The following is an 18,599-nucleotide window of genomic DNA, read 5'->3' on the forward strand; positions in this document are numbered from 1 at the left end:
AAAACATTGTACGCTACGCTTTCGCACAGATAAAAGATTGTTGCTGACGCTACGCTTTCGCACAGATAAAACATTGTTGCTGACGCTACGCTTTCGCACAGATAAAACATTGTTGCTGTCGCTTCCCTTTCGCGCAGAGCAAAGCTTCCTGGGGGCGTCCGATGAGCCAAGTAATAGATAAAAAGGCTATCCACTAGTTCGTATTGGAACTTATGGATAGCCTTTTTGTTACGTCTATTTAGCTTGGATTACCAAAGATTCCAGGTAACATATTTGGCATTCCTGGTAGGTTTAAGCCTGGGAAACTAGGATATTGCCCGCCTGGATATGGCATAGGTTGTTGCGGATATGGCTGCATAGGACGCGTTGGATAAGGTTGTTGCGGATAAGGTTGCATAGGACGTGATGGGAATGGTTGTTGCGGATATGGCTGCATAGGACGCGTTGGATAAGGTTGTTGTGGATATGGCTGCATAGGACGTGATGGGTAAGGTTGTTGTGGATATGGCTGCATAGGACGTGATGGGTAAGGTTGTTGTGGATATGGCTGCATAGGACGCGTTGGATAAGGTTGTTGTGGATATGGCTGCATAGGACGCGTTGGGAATGGTTGTTGCGGATATGGCTGCATAGGGCGTGTTGGATACGGGCTACTAGAAGGCATGGTAGGGTGAAACGGAATGTTAACATCTACATCTTCGGGATTTAATCTAGGATTGAACAATGAAACACACCTTTCTTCTTTTTTCTTTTCTAACATATGCCCACTATTATGTTTGTCATAGGCATTAAACTAGCAGAATGATTGATAAGGGTATAATTCATTAAAATAGAAAATGTTATAAAATATATCAAATTTAATTATAATAGAAGTAAATAGCATTAAAGGATGTTTAAATAAATGGCCATTATAAAAATCAAGAAAATAAAAGTACAAAATTTACGAAATGTTCGTCATGGTGAAATTGTGTTAGCGGTGAATTTCGAGACGTTTTTTAAGGCAAATGTTGTTGGTTTATACGGACAAAACGGTTCAGGGAAAACAACTATAGTTGATGCATTTGGCTTATTAAAAGCACTTATCTCCGGCTGGGTCGCTGAAGTTAAATTACCATCTCAAGAAAAGCGATTAATTATGGCAGGGGAGGATACGGCAAGTATTGAGTTCGAGTTTCTAGTAGAAAATCCACTAGGCACATTTTTTCTCAATTATTATGCAGAGTTACAAGAGGATGAAAACAGACTGTACACAACGGTTGAACGTATAGCTTACAGAGAAAACGAGAAAGGGAAGCGTTCGAAGATTCTAGTTTATGTTACAGAGGAAGATATACAGATCCGCAAAGCAAAAATTTCTGAGATGAATGAAAAAACACGTATCCAATTACTAGTCATTCATCAATTAGCAAAAAAACAATATACGTCTTTTGTCTTTCATAAAGATTTAAAGCCATTATTACAGGACAGATTATCAGAGCTAGAAATGCAATTGCTTCATAATTTAGCAATAGATTTTAATCGCGATTTACATGTCGTTAATAATCAAAATATCGCACCATTATTTGAGGAGCGTATCATGCCGTTTAGTATCCATCTAGAAAAAACTCGAGGTTCTATTCCCTATGATTTGAAGGGTCCCGCGTTATTGCCAGAGAATGCGTTTTACGTGTTATGTGAAGTAATTGAGCAAAGTAATCGTGTATTATCAGCAATTATTCCAGGTCTGATTATAAAGATTAATGTGATTACAAAACAAACTATGGATAATGGGGAAAAAGGAATCCGTTTTGAATTTTTATCTCAGCGAGGGGAGCGCGAATTACCACTTCGGACAGAGTCAGAGGGGATATTGAAAATTATTTCTATGCTCAGTGTGCTCATTGCAGTTTATAATAACCCAAATGCTTGCGTAGTAATTGATGAATTAGATTCTGGTGTTTTTGAATACTTACTAGGCGAGTTGTTAACAGTAATTGATGAGGATGGAAAAGGACAGCTTATTTTCACGTCTCATAATTTACGTGTGTTAGAGGTGCTTGCTATTAAAAACTTATGGTTTACGACAACGAATGAGAATCATCGTTATATGCAGCTAAAGGGTATAAAAGAGATAAATAATGCTCGAGATGTTTATTTACGTGCAATTCAGTTGGGCGGACAGGATGAAGAAGTTTATAAGGAAACGAAGATATTTAAAATTAAGCGTGCCTTTAGAAAAGCGGGTGTCCAGCGTGACTAAAAAGGTTCTATTAATAATTGTAGAGGGGCAGACAGAGCAAATTATTTTAGAAGATTATCTAGATGAACATTTTGCAAGTTCCACGATTCGTTTCGATGTACAGCGGGAGGATATTTTAACGAAGTGGGATGCTAAAAAACGAATACCTAATATTAAAAATAGTGTTGCACGAGTGATTCAGAACTATTTGGAGAAATATAAATTTTTAGCGAAGGATTTAACCGCTGTCGTTCATATTACTGATGCAGACGGTTGTTTTATCGCCCCCGAATTTGTCAAGGTGAAGGAAGATATTGAACAAAATTTATATTATACAAAAGAGGCAATATTGGTGAAATCTGAGAAGCGTAAGGAGCAAATCGAGCAACGCAATGAAATGAAGGCAAATAACGCTAAAATCTTAGTGGCGAATGATCATTTTAGCATTCAACGATTAAAAATACCGTATCAGCTATTTTATTTTTCTACAAATTTGGAGCATGTACTATGGAATGAACGCAATGAAGTAGCAACGGAAAAGGTCCAAAAAGCTGATGAATTTATGGAAGGTTTATCGAGCTCTATAGAAGAACATTTAAAAGAATTTCTTCCTGTTAATTCAGAGCTTCCATATAAAGAAAAAATGAAAATGAGCTGGTCATTTTTAATGGAGGACTGTAATTCGTTACAGCGCGGAACGAATGTACCGTTATTATTTGAAATGATTAAATCGGATGTACAATAAAATGCCCTCCGATGCTCAGTGGAGGGCATTGATGTTGACTATCATTTCGATGAAATTAAGGTGTCATAGTATAGCTCTTCGGCAAAACGAGTGGTTGATTTCCGTTCCGACTGGGCGCTTTCCTGGGGGGCGTCCGATGAGCCGCTTCACTCGCGTTGCTCGTTCCAGGGTCTCATCTGTGACGCTGATCCCCAAGGAGTCGCCCAGTCTCCACTCCAATCAACCACTTCACTTAGCATGTCACTCTAATTCATAGGGAACCTCAGTAACAATTTTGTGCGAAAGCGTAGTGCTAGCAACAAAAAATGTACGAGTAGCCTGGGACGGAGTCACCTTTATTTAAAGAGCCACAACATGCACAAAAAACTCTCTAACCATTTTGTTTCTTAACACTATAAATGCCCTCCAATATTAAAACGAAGGGCATTGGAAATTTAACAACTGAGTAGGATCACTAGCGGCCGTTTCCTGCTTTTATGCACAAATGTCTTTAATGCGTTTGTTCATAGTTGCGAATATGTCCTAAAATAGCTGGATCTTTAATTTTTGTATCTTCACTTAACAGTAAAAGCTTTGACATGATTTCAGCTGTGCGTGGGTCGTCATCCACCATAGGTAAGAAAATACGTCCTCGGTGCTGAGATGGTACGGCGATGATTGGAATCATTGAGCCACCCACTTGATGGACAACACCACTGCCTAAGTGTAGTGAATAGCTAGCAAGCTTGCCTTCAATGAGTGCATGTTGTTTTTTCACTTCAACATTTGTTAGCTTTAATAACTTCGTTAATTCCTCTAAAATGACACTACGCATATCAATTGTAGAATGGCTTGCCTCAGGATCGACACCACCAACATGGGCAACACTCACAACGAGGTCAATATCTCGCATCACTTCAGAAAATATCGTTGCAGGAATGTTATCTAATACTAAGTCTTTACCTGTTAGACGATTGTAGAAATAGACGCCCTCAATAGCTGGAGCTTCGATATCTGCTGGCGTAAACCAATCTGCTTGCGCATACAAGGAGGCAACGATGTTTTCCTTATAATACACTTTTCGTGGTCCTTCATCATGACTAATTTGCCATCCTCGTGTTTTTAGGAGGGCAACCGTTTGGGATGGATTTACTTGGTGTCCCGCATAGCGCAATGATCTTTTTTGTCCTTTTTCATCTGCATTCTTCACATACAGCTCGCGGAATATTTGCTTAAATGGCTGTTTTATTTTGTGTTCAAACATATATGCTTGCCATTGTCGCCATTGTCCACTTTCAAGCAGGTGATACGGATGAGCAATTGTTAATGTTGCTGTCGGAGCAAGCGATACTATCTCATCTGATAGTAGCTTTAGACCATCCTTAGTTAGCAATCCGAAATGCTCTTCGCTTTTAAAGACGAGTTTTTGGAGAAGCGGAGCTAAAATCGGGTGCTCTAATAAATTGATTAGCTCTTCGGCAGAGAATCTAGTTTCAAGCTCCATCGCCTGTTCAAGTGCTGGACGTGCCCGTTTATATTGCTCCTGCAATTCTTTTCTTGCCTCTTGTAATGCTAAAACTTGCTCCTGTTTTTTCAGTGCGGCAGGAATATTTTTTAGTCGTTTCCCATCTTTTTCAACGATAATCGTAACATTTGCATCTTCTTCAATTTGTAGATGTGCAGTGATATGTTCGATTTGTTGTGCGTCGAATAAGTGCTTTATGTCTGTAAAGGCTGACAGCTCCATGCGCCATGTGAAGCGCGTTGTTTCACCATCTCCTGCATTTCTCGCTAAATTTTCAAGCGCAATGCTGGCTGCACGTGCTTCACTTGCACGACGCTGTGCTCCAAATTGTTTGCTTTCCTTTAAAAACTGTTGGATGAATTGATAGCGCGTTAGTGCATCCTTTTGATCCGATTGTTTCAGTGGAATAAGTCCGAGTGCGCGTAGTTTATCTTTATTGCGTTTATCACGAATTTCTTCCATTAACGGTTTTGGGCTAAGCTTGCCTATTGCTGTATCTGCATAAAGCTGTGCTCGACGGTGGTTAGCTCCCTCCGATGCATATTTGGCTGCATCATATACGAGCTTGAATTTTTTTGCACCTAGTGTTTGGTACGCGCTTTGGAACCAAGCTAAATCAAATGCACCATCACGGAAATCGTCAGCAGTAATGCCTGAGAAAAGGGCTATTTGATCTTTAGCAAAGTCCGATAAATAGTCGGTTGTATGGGCGATAAAGTACCATGCTGATTCTTTTAATCCTTCCCAGCCAATCACCTCGCTAACAAGGTCTACCCAATGCTGGTTATACATCATTGCTTCAATTAAGCGTTCTTTTGAAATATCTGTTTTTTCCCACGCATCTTTCAATTGCTGCGCAGTTTCATCCTTTTTAGGATAACAGCTTGCGAGTAGGCGAGAAAAAACATCCTTTTTCGTTTCTGCTTGCCAAATATAGCCACGAGCAAGCTTTTCACCATCGAGTGCTTGTAAAATCTTTAAGAAGTAATCAATACCCTCTACATAGGAAATACTACTAGCGAGCTTCGTTACTGCTGTAGGAATATCGCCACGCATAAGCTCTATTTCTAAAATTCGATCAATGGCCTGTTCACGAACAGCAAGGAAATTCGATAAATCCTCAAATGACTGTTGATAACGCTCCGTTAATTTGTTTGGTTCAACAAGTATCTCAGAAGCTAATGTATTCGTGAAGATGGTTTCAAATAAATGATCCTTTGTGAATAAGCCTGCATTAAAAGCATCTAAATATTGGAATAAGTTTAAATTGTATATATTTGGGCTATATTGCTCTTCCTGCATCCTCTTTGTTAACTCTTCATTGACGGCAAGCATTTTGACATATTCGCCGTAAGTTGTATAGTCAGAGAAACATCGATCAACAAAAGCATTGATAACATCTAAATCTACTATAGTTGAAGTAGAGCGATAATAATAATAGTCCATATCTCGTACCTCAAGCTTCCACTGTTCGGCAGATATTTGCGTTAAAAGCTGAAGCATAATACCAATTGCTTGTTCAAAAGCGTTAAACTCTGGAGCATGTTGTTCTAGTAATGCGACAGCCTCTTTATGAAGCTCCTTCTCTCCAGTAATTTTATCTAAATCTTGTGAAAGTACAGTGAAAATTCGTTCCAGTGTTCGCTGATACTTTAATGTTTGGAACTTAGCAATGAGATCTTTTATATCTGCATAATTAAAGAATGGAGCGATTAAGGTTTGTGCTGCTTCGCTAAGCTCATGTGCCGCAGGATATTCAGATAGATTGTTGTAAAAGTTAAAATAAGCTAGATCCTCTGCACTGAATCTTGACGTCTTGATCCACTGGAGAATTTCATCTGGTATTGGATATACATCAAGACTTGCGTTTCGATTATTTTCTGTTTTCGTAGCAACGATGTTAAATGTTTGTCCTAAAGTTGTTGTGATCGGTGTATCATTCCATTGATATGTTTCGTACTCATAGTGAGCATTAGCATCAAGAATTTGAATCAGTTGCTCAAGCTTTAACAAAAGCTTATCTATATCATAATCAAAGAATTTTTCAAGCGGCATTGTTGCCTGTAAATATAAAGGAACAAGCTGCTGCCATGCATCTTCACCATTCATATTAATATCTATATTTGAGATGTTATTGTATTGAATAGGAGGGTGAGGCGTATATAAACCAAAGCCATTTTCCTCGTTATATTCTGGTACATCACTAGTCAACAATTGATTTAACAGCACTTGCTCAGTCTTCGTTATTTTCGGAAGCAGGTCGCATAATGCTGTTATTTGCTCGTTAGTTAGGTGATATTCTTTAGAGGCCTCCAACAACAACTCAAGCCCACCAAGTCGCTTTAACTGTTTCTTGTCCTTTATGAGTCGCTCGGCACTTTGCAATGTTTTCTTCTGCGACTGCAGCTTTAAGAGTGAAATGGCTTCTTTACGAAGTGAGCCTGATTTATTCGCTAAAAGGTCCTCAATTTTTAAAATTTCATTATCTGTAGGTGTTAGTGATTGTATCTTTTTCAATGCAAGAGAACGATTAATGGAGCTTCGATCTCGTAAAGCGCTAAATAGAAATTCGCGCTTCCCTTGTGTAGTATTGTCGAGACAATAAATATTAAGAAGACCGATTCTACTTGTAGGAGAGTAAGAAGAATCTGCATTCGTAATAATACGTTGAAATAGCTCTTCATCTTGTAAATGGTGAGCCAAAATGATTTGTGTTGAAATTAAATCTTCTAATGATAAGTGTGCATATACGAATGATAAAGGCTTTCCTGTAATTGTTATACCATCTTTCGTAAGTTCGCTCTTTACCCATTCAAGCTGTTCAAATAGAGGGTATTCAATGCCTTGTAATTGGGTATTTTCCTGCATGAACTTTTGTAAATCCTTAACCCAATCGTTATCCCTGGCATATTCACTATTAATATAGTTATTTGCATAGAGGAAATTTCCCCAAGCAAATGTAAATAGTTCTATATCCTTTGTTGTTAAAATGAGATCCTTGACAAACTGTGCAGTGAAGGAAGTTTTCCCTAGATTTTTCAAAAACGCGAGTGTGGTAAGTTGGATATGCTTTTCACGTTTTAACAACTCCGGCAAAATAGTACCAAGCTTCGTATAATCCTTTGTAGAAATTGTCCAAAGTGCCACGTAAATATCGATTGTTCGCTCACTTCTTAGTAACTCAAGAGCGAAATGATCGTCTTCAATTGCTTGAATCGCTAACGACAATACTTCCTCTGTTACTTTTTGATTTTCAAAGCTATTATAGCCAAGCCCCATCCATGTATCGACTGCTCGAATAACTGAGGAGAAGCGAGTTAACTGATGCTCCTGAATAAGCTTCATAATGGTAAGCTGTGCATCTAATGTGCCGTGATCAATATTTTCTACAATGGCTTGGCGTAGTCCCTCTTGATGTGCAGCAGCAACTAATAGTTTACCAAGTGCTTCATGTAGACGAGCATTTGTTGATTTGAAAATACCTCTTATTAGTGGATAGCCAAAAAAGCTACCTTGATGCTCGTCAAATAATATATTTTCAACGGCTTCTTCAATAACAGGACTTTGTAATGACAGTTCGTCAGCAAGCATTTGTTCAAAAACATTAAAAGGCATTACCTTCGTATTCTCATTTTTAATGACAAAGGAGTTGTAGTTAGGGTATGTACCATTCTCATATTGACTGTGATTCATCAATAATTCCTGCAGATTCATTTCTTCAAATGTCAGCATCTCTTCCATCAATTGTAAGCATTGAAAAAGGTGGTCCTGTACGGGCTGTGCAGAACGAAATGATCTACGCATAATGCCAGTCTGAAACATTGTTGTATCATAACGTAATGCTAGTTTTTTAATAGTTAGAGCACGCTCTTGTGAGGAGAATAGTGTCAGTACATCAAAAAGTGGCCCGGTCAATAGCTCCTCAAGCGTTGTGATCTTCAAATCAGCAATTTGTTGCTCAATACCATAATCTCGTGTATCCATATATTGAAGTAATGTTGTAGCTAGTGGTTGAATGGCTGTTGGTGCAGTATCTATTTTACTTTGAAAATGTTTTTTTTGATCGTTTGATAGTGTCATGGGAATCCGCTCCTTATCAAATGCGTCCTGCTAGCATTGTCAGTTTAATAAATGTAAAAACATCATCTTCTCGTATTGCTAAAGGTGCAATAAGTGAATTTAACTGCTCCTCGTTCTGTAGTACTAAAAAAAGCTCGTCTTCAAAGGCTTGAAGAACTGTAGATATTGCTTGGTCCACAGACTGCACGGAGGGGCTTTTTTTCTCACCAAAATGTACTTTACCGTGTTGCGCTGCATCCTCTAGCTGCTGATCAGTTATATACATATGAAGCGGAGTATCCATCGCCTTTTCGTTATAATTATGAACCTCTTGTGTTACTAGTTGCATAAGTAAATCTTTCAAAGTATGGACAGGCTCTTCAATCGCAAATGGAATTTTTTGAAGTTTACGCGATTTTTTGCCGATTATTTTTTGTTGGTAAAATAAACGCAATCTAACACCTCCTTACAGTAATTTCATTATACAAGAGAGGTAACAGTGAAAAGAATGAGGCATTTTGCGCTAGTTGTGTAAAAAAAATTGGGAAAAGTGTAACAAATAATTTGATGCGACGACTTATTTGTGAGTGTAGAAGGTGGGGTGAAGTTTTGCATAATGGTAAATTGAAAATAGAACATTTGTACGATTGTTATCACCGTGATGTGTATCATTTTGCGCTTTATTATACAAATAGCAAACAAGAGGCAGAAGATATTACGCAAGAAACGTTTTTTAAAGCGATGAAGCAGTTAGACAATTTACAGGATAAAGATAAAGTAAAAACTTGGATTTTATCAATTGCACGAAATACAGCAGTGGATATACATAGAAGGCAGAAAATAAAGCGTCTATTAACAGAAAAGCTTAGCAGGCAGCCTGTAGTGAAAGAAGTTCCCAAGCCACTAGACATTGTCGAACAACATGAACAATGGCAAATAGTACAGCAGGCATTAACGACATTAAAACCACATGATCGGACAATTATTATTTGCCGAATGTTAAAAGACTACACGATTCAAGAAACAGCTGCGATTTTAGGTATCTCAGAAGTTAAGGTACGTGTTGATTTTCACCGAGCAATGGCAAGACTTCGAAAAAAGGTAGGGAGGGATGAGTGATGGAAGAACGTGATTACGAGTTATTGGACGCATTAAAAAAACGCCCTGATATAGATCCAGATGTAGATTTCTCAAATCAATTACGTCAAAGGCTCCAAACGAGTCATCTAAAGAAAACAAAACGATTTTCTATTACAACCATACTAACCGTTCCAGTGACAATGGCTGTTCTTCTATTTGTATTTATGATTGGAACGGGGCAATCGTTCGAATTGAAAAATGCAGCACAATTAACCACCGAATTGGAAGAAGATCTTACCATTATGGTGTGCATTTTCCTTATGCTTGCGCTCTCATCATTTATTTTGTTCGTTTATTACAAGGGGCTTACGAAGGGAAGACTTGTCTACATGACATTTTCTTTGTCTTTCTTGGCATGGGTAGGGAACTTAGTATATGCAGAGCATCAAAATATTGATGAGCCTATTGTGCTACCAAGCTATAGCGAATCTTACGATTATACGAGCAAGCAAGAGAGTATAGATGAAATTCAACAGAAACAGGATGGCTACTTGATGAAAACAGATGAGGGAGGTATAAAATAATGAAAAATCCTTACGATTATTTATTTAGTGGCATGGGTTTTGTTTTTATAGATTTAAGTTCTTTTGGATTACCTGATATATTACCAGATTTCATTGGCTATCTATTCTTTGCATACGGTATTCATCTGTTGCCGTCTTTTCATAACTTAAAACGTTGGTCGAAAAACTTCGCCATTATTTTAATGGTAATGTCCTTTTTCGTGGAGCTAGATCAATGGCTAGGTTATCAGATACTAGGGGAAATTGGGATACAGTTTATGCAATTTTTATTCATCATCTTTATGTATTATGTTTTTCAGTTATTATTACACATTCATAATAATAAAGCTCTTGAAGTTAAAACATTTAAAACATACCAGAAATTCATGGCATTTATGCTTTGCGGCTTCGTGATACAGGCATTTTCAATAAACTTTGATGCGAGCATGCGGGAAAATGTTCATTTAATAGGTTCTTTATTACAGTTGTTTTCCTTTGTCTTATTTATAAACCTTTGTCGAACGTGTCATGAATATTTTAAGAAAATCAAAGAAAATAAGGTCCATTCGCTAGAATAAGCGATGGATCTTTTTTTGTTTCAGGAAAACTGTTCTTGCTGAGCAATGACATCTTTTCATTTCCTAATTCATAAGCTTTATAGGTGTGATTTTATCAAGCTAGAAGGAGGTACTGACATTCAAATACATGTTGTACGGGCAGGGGAGTCCATATATGGTATTGCGCAGGCTTACGGGACAACAGTTCAAAGTATTGTAGATGCCAATCAAATTCCTGAACCAAATCGATTAGTTGTAGGGCAAGCGCTTGTAATACCGATTGTTGGAAATTTCTATTATGTGCAGTCAGGAGATAGTCTATATTCAATCGGTCAACGCTTTGGCATAAATTATTTAACGCTTGCTCAAGTCAACAATATTAATCCGAGTCAGCCTTTATCGATTGGTATGCGGCTTTATATTCCACCTCAACCGAAAACAAGAGCTGAAACATTGGCATACTTAGAGCCGAGAGGGACATTCGTTAGTGAGGCATTACTGAGTCAAGCAAGAGAAGCGGGTCCATTTTTAACATATCTCGCTCTATTTAGCTATGAGGCAAGGCGAGATGGAACGCTTAAGGTACCACCGAGCCAAGGTGTGGCGCAAATTGCAAATGATACAGGTGCTTCTCTAGCAATGGTTGTCTCAAATTTGGAGAATTTTAGTTTTAGCGGTGATTTAGCGAGAGATATTTTTCAAAGTACAGCCGTACAGGATTTGCTCTTCAATAATATTCTTGAAGAGGCAAAGCGTTTAGGAACCGTTAAAGATATTCATTTTGATTTTGAAAATTTACCAGGCGATCAACGACAGGCGTATAACAATTTTTTAAGGAGAGCTGTAAGTCGATTCCATCCGCAGGGATATACCGTATCGACAGCGCTAGCTCCGAAAACAAGTGCTAGTGAGCGAGGTCCATGGACGGAGGGGCATGATTATAAAGCACATGGAGAAATAGTGGATTTTGTTATGTTAATGACTTATGAATGGGGGTATTCTGCAGGGCCGCCTATGGCAGTATCACCACTTCCAGAGGTAGAAGCGGTTGTTAAATATGCAATAAGTGAGATACCACGTAATAAGATTATACTTGGACAGAATTTATATGGGTATAACTGGACACTACCTTTTGTAAAAGGGGGACCAAATGCAGAAGCAATTAGTCCGCAAAAAGCAATCGAGATTGCTAAGAAATATAATGCTGCTATTCAGTATGATTTGAGATCTCAAGCACCGTTCTTTGAATACTATGATGAGCAAGGTAAAGCACATGTGGTATGGTTCGAGGATGCAAGATCCATTCAAGCGAAGTTTAATTTAATCAAACAGTACAAACTTCGAGGGGTAGGCTATTGGAAGTTAGGTCTACCATTCCCACAAAATTGGTTATTAATTGGTTCGAATTTTGATGTAGTGAAGAAATGAGAAACTTAAAGAGCAATAAAATAGCTCTATGTCCATTCTATTTTCTTATAAACACAAATAATCTGAAAACTCCATTTCTATTTCTGGTAATCTATATTATAATTATGGTAAATGATGATATTTTAGGAGGTATATTTTGGGTAAATTTAAAAAGTTAGGTATCATACTAACGTCTACTGCATTTTCAGTGGGTGTACTTTCGCCAATGGCACAGGCTTCAACAAATGTAAAAGAACCGCAAGAGAGAGTTGCGATCCAAGTTGCTTCAACAGAAACAAAAGTTACAAAAAGTATGCTTATTAAACAATTGAATACATTATTCCCTGACAAGTTCAAATTTGTAACAGAGAAGGATTTCTCAATGGGGGAAGCGCATTACTTTAATGATGATAAAACAATACGCTATAACTTAAGCTTCCACAAGACAATCAACGGCAAAGACGTTTATGGTGATTTTACTTTTAAAGGCGAAGATTTAGAATTAGAATATTTCGACTATCAACCTGCCAATATAGCAGAAGCATTGTATCCAGTGAAGTATTCAGAGAGTGAGGCAAAGAAAATTGCCCAAAACTTCCTAAAGAAATTGCCGAATACTGCGAATTACAAGCTTCGTGAAGACAATTGGTATGGTGATTTTGGTTTTAGTTTTAGTAGACCTTTATCTGAACCAATTACGTATTCATTCGCTTATTCGCCAACACATAATGGTGTACCACTAAGTAATGAGAATCTCAATATTACAGTTCTAGCAAATGGTGAAGTTACAAGTATGTATCGTCATACTGAGTCAACTAGTAAGGCAACATTTGATAACTTAGATCAGAAAAAGAATGAATCAGATATACTTGCACAGGTTCGTGAAAATTTATCAGTTGATTTACGTTTTATGATTGACACTAACTACCAAACAGGTGAATCTATTGCTAAGCTTGTGTATATGCCGCCAACAAGCTTCACTGGTGTACATGCACTAAATGGGCAGTGGCATACAATGAATGGTTTTACTTCTCAAGTACCAACGGCAAAAGGTGTAGAAAAACTGGCATCGCAACCACTTGAACCTAGAAAGAAGGACATTACATTAGCAGAAGTTGAAGAGTTAGCTAAGTCTTTCTTAAAAATTGATTCAGACAAAGTGAAGCTACAAATTGAGTCGGTTGATGAAAGAGAAAACGAAAATGGTGAGACAATTTATTCAGTGAATTATATGTATGAATTAGGAAATGGTAGCGGCTATGGCACATCATTTGAAGTGAACAAGGCAACAGGTGAGATTACAGACTACTGGGATATACGTAGAGATTTCATGGAGACAGATCAGAAAGTAGAACCAATTGCAAAAGATGCTGCGTTAGCAAAAGCGATAGACTACTTAAAAGCGTGGGCTCCGTCCTATCTTCATAACTATTCAAAACCAATAGAAGAAACTATGTATGACAAAGACAGTAAACGGTATTACTTCTCCTTCCCACGTATTGTCAATGGCATTGCTGTACTAGGGGACGAAATTTCTGTTGGTATTAGTGCAGATGGGAAATTAAGTTCTTTAAATATTAGTAATCACAAGATTGATAATTGGCCGGCTGTAAACAAAGCTATTCCTGCGGATAAAGCAAAAGAAACGTTCAATAAGGGGCTAAAATTGGAGCTTCAGTATGCAAAACAGGATGGAGAGGATAATCACCACTATGATTTAGTATACTCTCCAGTTTATAATGGAAGCATATTCAATGGTATTGATGCAACAACTGGTAAATGGATTCAAAATGTTGATGATGCCAAAGAAAAACCAGTTATTTCACATCCAAAAGCTGGAGGAGAATTAACTTATTTACTACACCAAAATGTATTAGAGGTTAAAGACCCAGCAAACTTTAATGCTGATGCAGCGGTAAACAAGGGAGAAGCTTTGAAAATCTTAGTTAAATCATTATCATACGGATATTATGATTTTGGTCCGTATGGAAGAGGCGACGAGAAGCAATCCTTTAATAACATTGACAAAAAGCACCCATTATACGGAATCGTTGAACAAGCTGTAAGCATGGGTATTATAAAACCGGCGGATCAATTTGCAGTAGATAAAGAATTGACTCGTCAAGAGCTTGCAGAATGGTTAGTACGTGTACTAAATTTAGAGAAAGCTGCTAAGCATAGTGACATTTACAAATTAAACTTTGCTGATGCAGGCTCAATTGACAAAGCGTACACAGGTTATATTGCTTTAGTAAGTGCGATGGGCTTAATTGATGGACAGCAAAATAAATTCAATGCTACTGGGAAAGTGACGTATGCAGATTTGGCAATATCTACAGTTCGTCTAGCAAAGGCTGTTTATGAGGAAAACGACGGCCGCCATTACTATTATTAATCAGTAATTGATACATGAAGGGGCATCTCCTGAGTTTAGGGGATGCCTTTTTTGTGAGAAAACAAAAGGATTGCCGTTAATTATTTTATATGTTATTATTATCTCGAATTAAAGATAAATGAATTCGAAGTAAATTAGAAAGAGGGAGTCGTATGAAGGAAGACAATCGTAATTTAAAAGCTTTTACGGTCTTGTTCCGGGCATATCAAACGATTCAAGATGCAACAAAGAGAGATTTACTTCAATATGATTTAAATCAAACCGAATTTTCGGTCCTTGAGTTTTTGTACCACCATGGTGAACAACCCATTCAGGTGATTGGAAAGAAAATATTAATCGCAAGCAGTAGTATTACGTATGTTATTGATAAGCTCGAACAAAAAGGCTTTGTATATCGACGTGCTTGCCCGAAGGATCGTCGTGTCACATATGTTTTATTAACATGTGAAGGACAAACGTTGATGGAAGAAATTTTTCCAAAGCATGAACAAAAAATTAACGAGATTTTTGAAGTATTAGATCAAAAGGAGAAGGACACAATGATTCTGTCTCTGAAAAAGGTTGGTTTAAACGCAGTTAATAAATAAAAAATTTTACGCAAATATCTCGAAATCGAGATAAATTGGAGGAACAGAAAATGAATCATTTAAAAGGAATTCACCACGTTACTGCTATTACAAGCAGTGCTGAAGAGAATTATAAATTTTTTACTTATGTGTTAGGGATGCGATTAGTGAAAAAAACGGTTAATCAAGATGATATCCAAACCTATCATTTATTCTTTGCGGATGACAAAGGTAGCGCTGGTACTGATATGACATTTTTTGATTTCCCCAGCATTCCAAAAGGTGTGCATGGAACAAATGAGATTTCAAAAACTTCATTCCGCGTACCAACAGATGCAGCATTAGACTATTGGGTAGAACGTTTCAATCGATTAAATGTTAAACATACAGGTATTAAAGAGCAGTTTGGCAAAAAAACTTTATCCTTCGTCGACTTTGACGACCAACAATATCAACTTATTTCTGATGAAAACAATACAGGTGTTGCATCAGGCACTCCATGGCAAGATGGACCGATTCCTCTGGAATATGCAATTACAGGCCTAGGCCCGGTTTTTGTGAGAGTTGCTGATTTTAAATATTTCAAAGAAATGCTAGAAAAAGTGATGCTCTTTACAGAAATTGCAGAGGAAGGAGATTTCCACCTATTTGAGGTCGGAGAAGGCGGAAATGGTGCACAAATGGTTGTAGAATTCAACACAGTTTTACCGGTAGCACGTCAAGGTTTCGGTACAGTACATCATGCTGCATTCCGCGTAGAGGATCGGGCTGTATTAGATGAATGGACTGAACGATTTGAAGGCTTTGGCTTCCATACTTCTGGTTATGTAAATCGTCACTTCTTTGAGTCACTTTATGCACGAGTAGCACCACAAATTTTATTTGAGTTAGCTACTGATGGACCAGGATTTATGGGCGATGAGCCTTATGAAACTTTAGGTGAAAAATTATCATTGCCACCATTTTTAGAGCCGAAGCGTGCACAAATTGAAGAACTTGTTCGTCCTATTGACACTGTAAGAAGTACGATTACGTTCGATAAAGAATATGAGTAATATCTTTCATTCCATTCAGCAGAGAAACATAAGTCTCTACTGAATGGAAATTACATACTCTTAACAGAAAAATAATTGGAGGTCAGCTAGATGGAATTTGCAAAGCTAATAGATAAGCGCCGTTCTGCAAATAATTTTATAGAGGGCATCAAGATGAGCGAAGAAGATATACGTCCCATTTTGGAGGATGTTAAGCTTGCTCCTTCAGCCTTTAACTTACAGCATACGAATTACATCATTGTGTTGGATGAAGAAATGAAAGAAAAAATAAGAGAGGCAGCTTTTGGGCAATATAAAGTGCATTCAGCTTCAGGAGTCATCCTTGTATTAGGAGATAAAGAAGCCTATAAAAATACTGCTAATCTTAGTCAAGGGATGGTAGACTTAGGCATTATTAATGCTTGTGAGTTAGAAAATCTTGTTGCTGAAAATACGAAATTTTATGAAGAACGTGGCGAGGAATTTATGAAAGAGGAAGCCATTCGTAACGCTTCACTTTCAGCTATGTTATTTATGCTGGCGGCCAAAAATCGCGGATGGGATACATGTCCAATGATTGGCTTTGATCAGCAACAAATGAGGGCTCTTTTTAATGTGCCAGAAACACATGAAATTGCACTAATGATGACAATAGGTAAGGAAAAAGAAAGCAGTCGCCGCTTCCGTGGTTATCGTAAACCAGTTGAGGAATTTGCAACCTATTATTAGAGCGGTATAAAATAAAGTTGCTTTACAAATAATAAAGTTAATGTACATTTAGGAGGAAACATTGTGAAAGTAGTAGCAATCGTAGGTAGTATCCGTAAAGAATCTTATAATATGCAATTAGCAAAATTTATTCAAAAGCGTTATGCAGAAAAAATTGATCTTGAAGTATTAAGCTTAAAAGATCTACCGATGTATAACCAAGATATTGAAAATGAAGCACCACAACCAGTATTAGATTTTAAGGCAAAAGTCAAAGCGGCAGATGCAGTTCTTTGGTTGACACCAGAATATAATGGTACAGTACCGGGTGTTATGGTTAACGCAATCGATTGGTTATCTCGTATAGACAAAGTAATGATAGGCAAGCCATCATTCATGATGGGGGCATCAATGGGTAACTTAGGTACTGTTAAAGCACAATTACATTTACGAGATATTTTATTCTCACCTGGTGTGAATTCACCATTACTTAGTGGTAATGATGTTTATATTGGAGCAGTACACACTAAATTTGATACAGAAGGCAATTTAACAGATGAAGGTACTATCAAATTCCTAGATGTAGTTATTGATAACTTCTTAAACTGGATGAAAAAATACGTTTAAAAATAAAAAACTGGGATCAGCACCATAAACGTGTGGTTGATTTCCGTTTCGACTAGGCGCTTTCCTGGGGGCGTTTGATGAGCCGCTTTTGTTGCTGCCGCTACGTTAGCACTACGCTTTCGCACAGAAAACATCCGCTTCGCTGCAGGGTCTCGGGCCAACATGATGTTGGTCACGAAGGTGTTATCACAGGACGTGATGGTTTTAGCCTTCGTTCCTCTATTGCTGATCCCCGAGGAGTCGCCCAGTCTCCACTACAATCAACTATTTGCATAGTAAACGTTTTAACAAAAGTCATCCACAACTTTTGGTGATGAACCAAAAACTGTCCAATTAAGTATGCTATATACTTTTGGACAGTTTTTTATCTCTTTATTTAATAGGGATTATTTTTAAAACTTTTTGAAGGCGGTATGCAAAAATACCCGCAAATATAGCTAAAATAATATCCTTTGGCAAAGGAGGCATCATCCAAAGCCATGCTATCTTATAAGTGAAAGCATCAGGAGCACTAGCCCATAGCTTGTAGGCAAAGTACATCCAATTTGTCCCTAGTAAATAATTAATTGCTGTTGCAATTAATGCAGCAACTACATAACTTGTCTTCGTTCCACTGCGTTCTACAATAAGCCCCGCGACAAATGCAGCAACTATAAAAGAGACAATAAAACCAAATGTAGGACTTAAAATTTGTCCAAAGCCTCCGCTGAAACGTGCAAATACAGGTGCACCTGCTAAACCGATACACATATAAACAGTGCAAGCGAGTGCCCCTTTTCTACTACCAAGAATAAGCCCTGCTAAAATAGCAAAAAATGTTTGCAATGTGATAGGTACTCCACCAACCATCATGAAAGGTACAATGGACGTGATATTAGCTCCTATCATTATCAATGTTGAAAATAGTCCAATATAGGCAATATCGACTGTTCTTAATTTGTGATGCGTGTGTTCCGCGACTGTTGTCATTATTTCACCCCTAAAAAGTAATGTTGATAATAATAGTGTAAAAAAATAAAGTTTTTGTGTCAACCTTATAATTTGTTTAGGTTAACACAAAAACTTTTATCCTGCTTAAGTTGATAAATAACTATTAGTTATAGACTAACTATTAAAATATATGATAGAATCGTCAT

At 37.5% G+C, this 18,599-nt stretch carries 17 protein-coding genes; 11 read left to right on the forward strand and 6 right to left on the reverse strand.

Annotated features, from left to right (window positions below; translation table 11 throughout):
• A partial coding sequence (locus AN161_RS29675) for a hypothetical protein (RefSeq protein ID WP_158003025.1) occupies nt 1-194 on the reverse strand: 194 nt, incomplete at its 3' end.
• A 44-nt stretch (nt 195-238) separates the two neighbouring features.
• On the reverse strand, nt 239-724 hold the full coding sequence (locus AN161_RS30150) for a hypothetical protein (protein WP_198926882.1): 486 nt from the start codon (nt 722-724) through the stop codon (nt 239-241).
• 177 nt (nt 725-901) lie between these two features.
• On the opposite strand from AN161_RS30150, the gene AN161_RS13205 reads away from it, so the two are divergent.
• Together AN161_RS13205 and AN161_RS13210 are read left to right on the forward strand one after the other, a co-directional pair.
• Nucleotides 902-2,239, forward strand: coding sequence for an AAA family ATPase (locus AN161_RS13205; protein ID WP_053594828.1), 1,338 nt, complete (start codon nt 902-904; stop codon nt 2,237-2,239).
• Nucleotides 2,232-2,963: a hypothetical protein gene (locus tag AN161_RS13210; protein ID WP_053594829.1), complete on the forward strand. Its 732-nt coding sequence runs from the start codon at nt 2,232-2,234 to the stop codon at nt 2,961-2,963. Before AN161_RS13205 ends, AN161_RS13210 begins: the two co-directional genes overlap by 8 nt.
• A gap of 490 nt (nt 2,964-3,453) precedes the next feature.
• Here the strand turns inward: AN161_RS13210 and AN161_RS13215 are convergent, their stop codons facing one another.
• A complete protein-coding gene (locus tag AN161_RS13215) occupies nt 3,454-8,547 on the reverse strand; it encodes a DUF4132 domain-containing protein (RefSeq protein ID WP_053594830.1) in 5,094 nt (1,697 codons plus the stop codon).
• Nucleotides 8,548-8,563: 16 nt separating this feature from the next.
• Entirely contained in the window at nt 8,564-8,980 is a 417-nt protein-coding gene (locus AN161_RS13220; protein ID WP_053594831.1) for a hypothetical protein, read from the reverse strand.
• A 155-nt stretch (nt 8,981-9,135) separates the two neighbouring features.
• On the opposite strand from AN161_RS13220, the gene AN161_RS13225 reads away from it, so the two are divergent.
• From AN161_RS13225 to AN161_RS13265, 9 genes are all read left to right on the forward strand, one after another.
• A complete protein-coding gene (locus AN161_RS13225) occupies nt 9,136-9,645 on the forward strand; it encodes an RNA polymerase sigma factor (protein WP_053594832.1) in 510 nt (169 codons plus the stop codon).
• A complete protein-coding gene (locus tag AN161_RS13230) occupies nt 9,645-10,190 on the forward strand; it encodes a hypothetical protein (protein WP_053594833.1) in 546 nt (181 codons plus the stop codon). Before AN161_RS13225 ends, AN161_RS13230 begins: the two co-directional genes overlap by 1 nt.
• Nucleotides 10,190-10,747: a hypothetical protein gene (locus AN161_RS13235; protein ID WP_053594834.1), complete on the forward strand. Its 558-nt coding sequence runs from the start codon at nt 10,190-10,192 to the stop codon at nt 10,745-10,747. Before AN161_RS13230 ends, AN161_RS13235 begins: the two co-directional genes overlap by 1 nt.
• 117 nt (nt 10,748-10,864) lie before the next feature.
• Nucleotides 10,865-12,154 carry a glycoside hydrolase family 18 protein gene (locus AN161_RS13240; protein WP_075807243.1) on the forward strand — a complete coding sequence of 430 codons (1,290 nt, stop codon included), beginning with the start codon at nt 10,865-10,867 and terminating at the stop codon, nt 12,152-12,154.
• Between the two features lie 136 nt (nt 12,155-12,290).
• Nucleotides 12,291-14,528, forward strand: a complete 2,238-nt coding sequence (locus AN161_RS13245; RefSeq protein WP_053594835.1) for a YcdB/YcdC domain-containing protein — start codon at nt 12,291-12,293, stop codon at nt 14,526-14,528.
• Nucleotides 14,529-14,680: 152 nt separating this feature from the next.
• Nucleotides 14,681-15,115 carry a MarR family transcriptional regulator gene (locus AN161_RS13250; RefSeq protein WP_053594836.1) on the forward strand — a complete coding sequence of 145 codons (435 nt, stop codon included), beginning with the start codon at nt 14,681-14,683 and terminating at the stop codon, nt 15,113-15,115.
• A gap of 50 nt (nt 15,116-15,165) precedes the next feature.
• Nucleotides 15,166-16,149, forward strand: a complete 984-nt coding sequence (locus AN161_RS13255) for a ring-cleaving dioxygenase (protein WP_053594837.1) — start codon at nt 15,166-15,168, stop codon at nt 16,147-16,149.
• Nucleotides 16,150-16,239: 90 nt separating this feature from the next.
• Nucleotides 16,240-16,857, forward strand: a complete 618-nt coding sequence (locus AN161_RS13260; protein WP_053594838.1) for a nitroreductase family protein — start codon at nt 16,240-16,242, stop codon at nt 16,855-16,857.
• 63 nt (nt 16,858-16,920) lie between these two features.
• On the forward strand, nt 16,921-17,463 hold the full coding sequence (locus AN161_RS13265) for an NADPH-dependent FMN reductase (protein ID WP_053594839.1): 543 nt from the start codon (nt 16,921-16,923) through the stop codon (nt 17,461-17,463).
• Here the strand turns inward: AN161_RS13265 and AN161_RS28860 are convergent.
• On the reverse strand, nt 17,460-17,639 hold the full coding sequence (locus tag AN161_RS28860) for a hypothetical protein (protein ID WP_143114792.1): 180 nt from the start codon (nt 17,637-17,639) through the stop codon (nt 17,460-17,462). The genes AN161_RS13265 and AN161_RS28860 overlap by 4 nt on opposite strands.
• A 196-nt stretch (nt 17,640-17,835) precedes the next feature.
• On the reverse strand, nt 17,836-18,432 hold the full coding sequence (locus AN161_RS13270) for a biotin transporter BioY (protein WP_053594840.1): 597 nt from the start codon (nt 18,430-18,432) through the stop codon (nt 17,836-17,838).
• Nucleotides 18,433-18,599 lie beyond the last annotated feature (167 nt).

The sequence above is a fragment of the Lysinibacillus sp. FJAT-14222 genome (assembly GCF_001278875.1).
In the GTDB taxonomy this organism is placed as follows: domain Bacteria; phylum Bacillota; class Bacilli; order Bacillales_A; family Planococcaceae; genus Lysinibacillus; species Lysinibacillus agricola.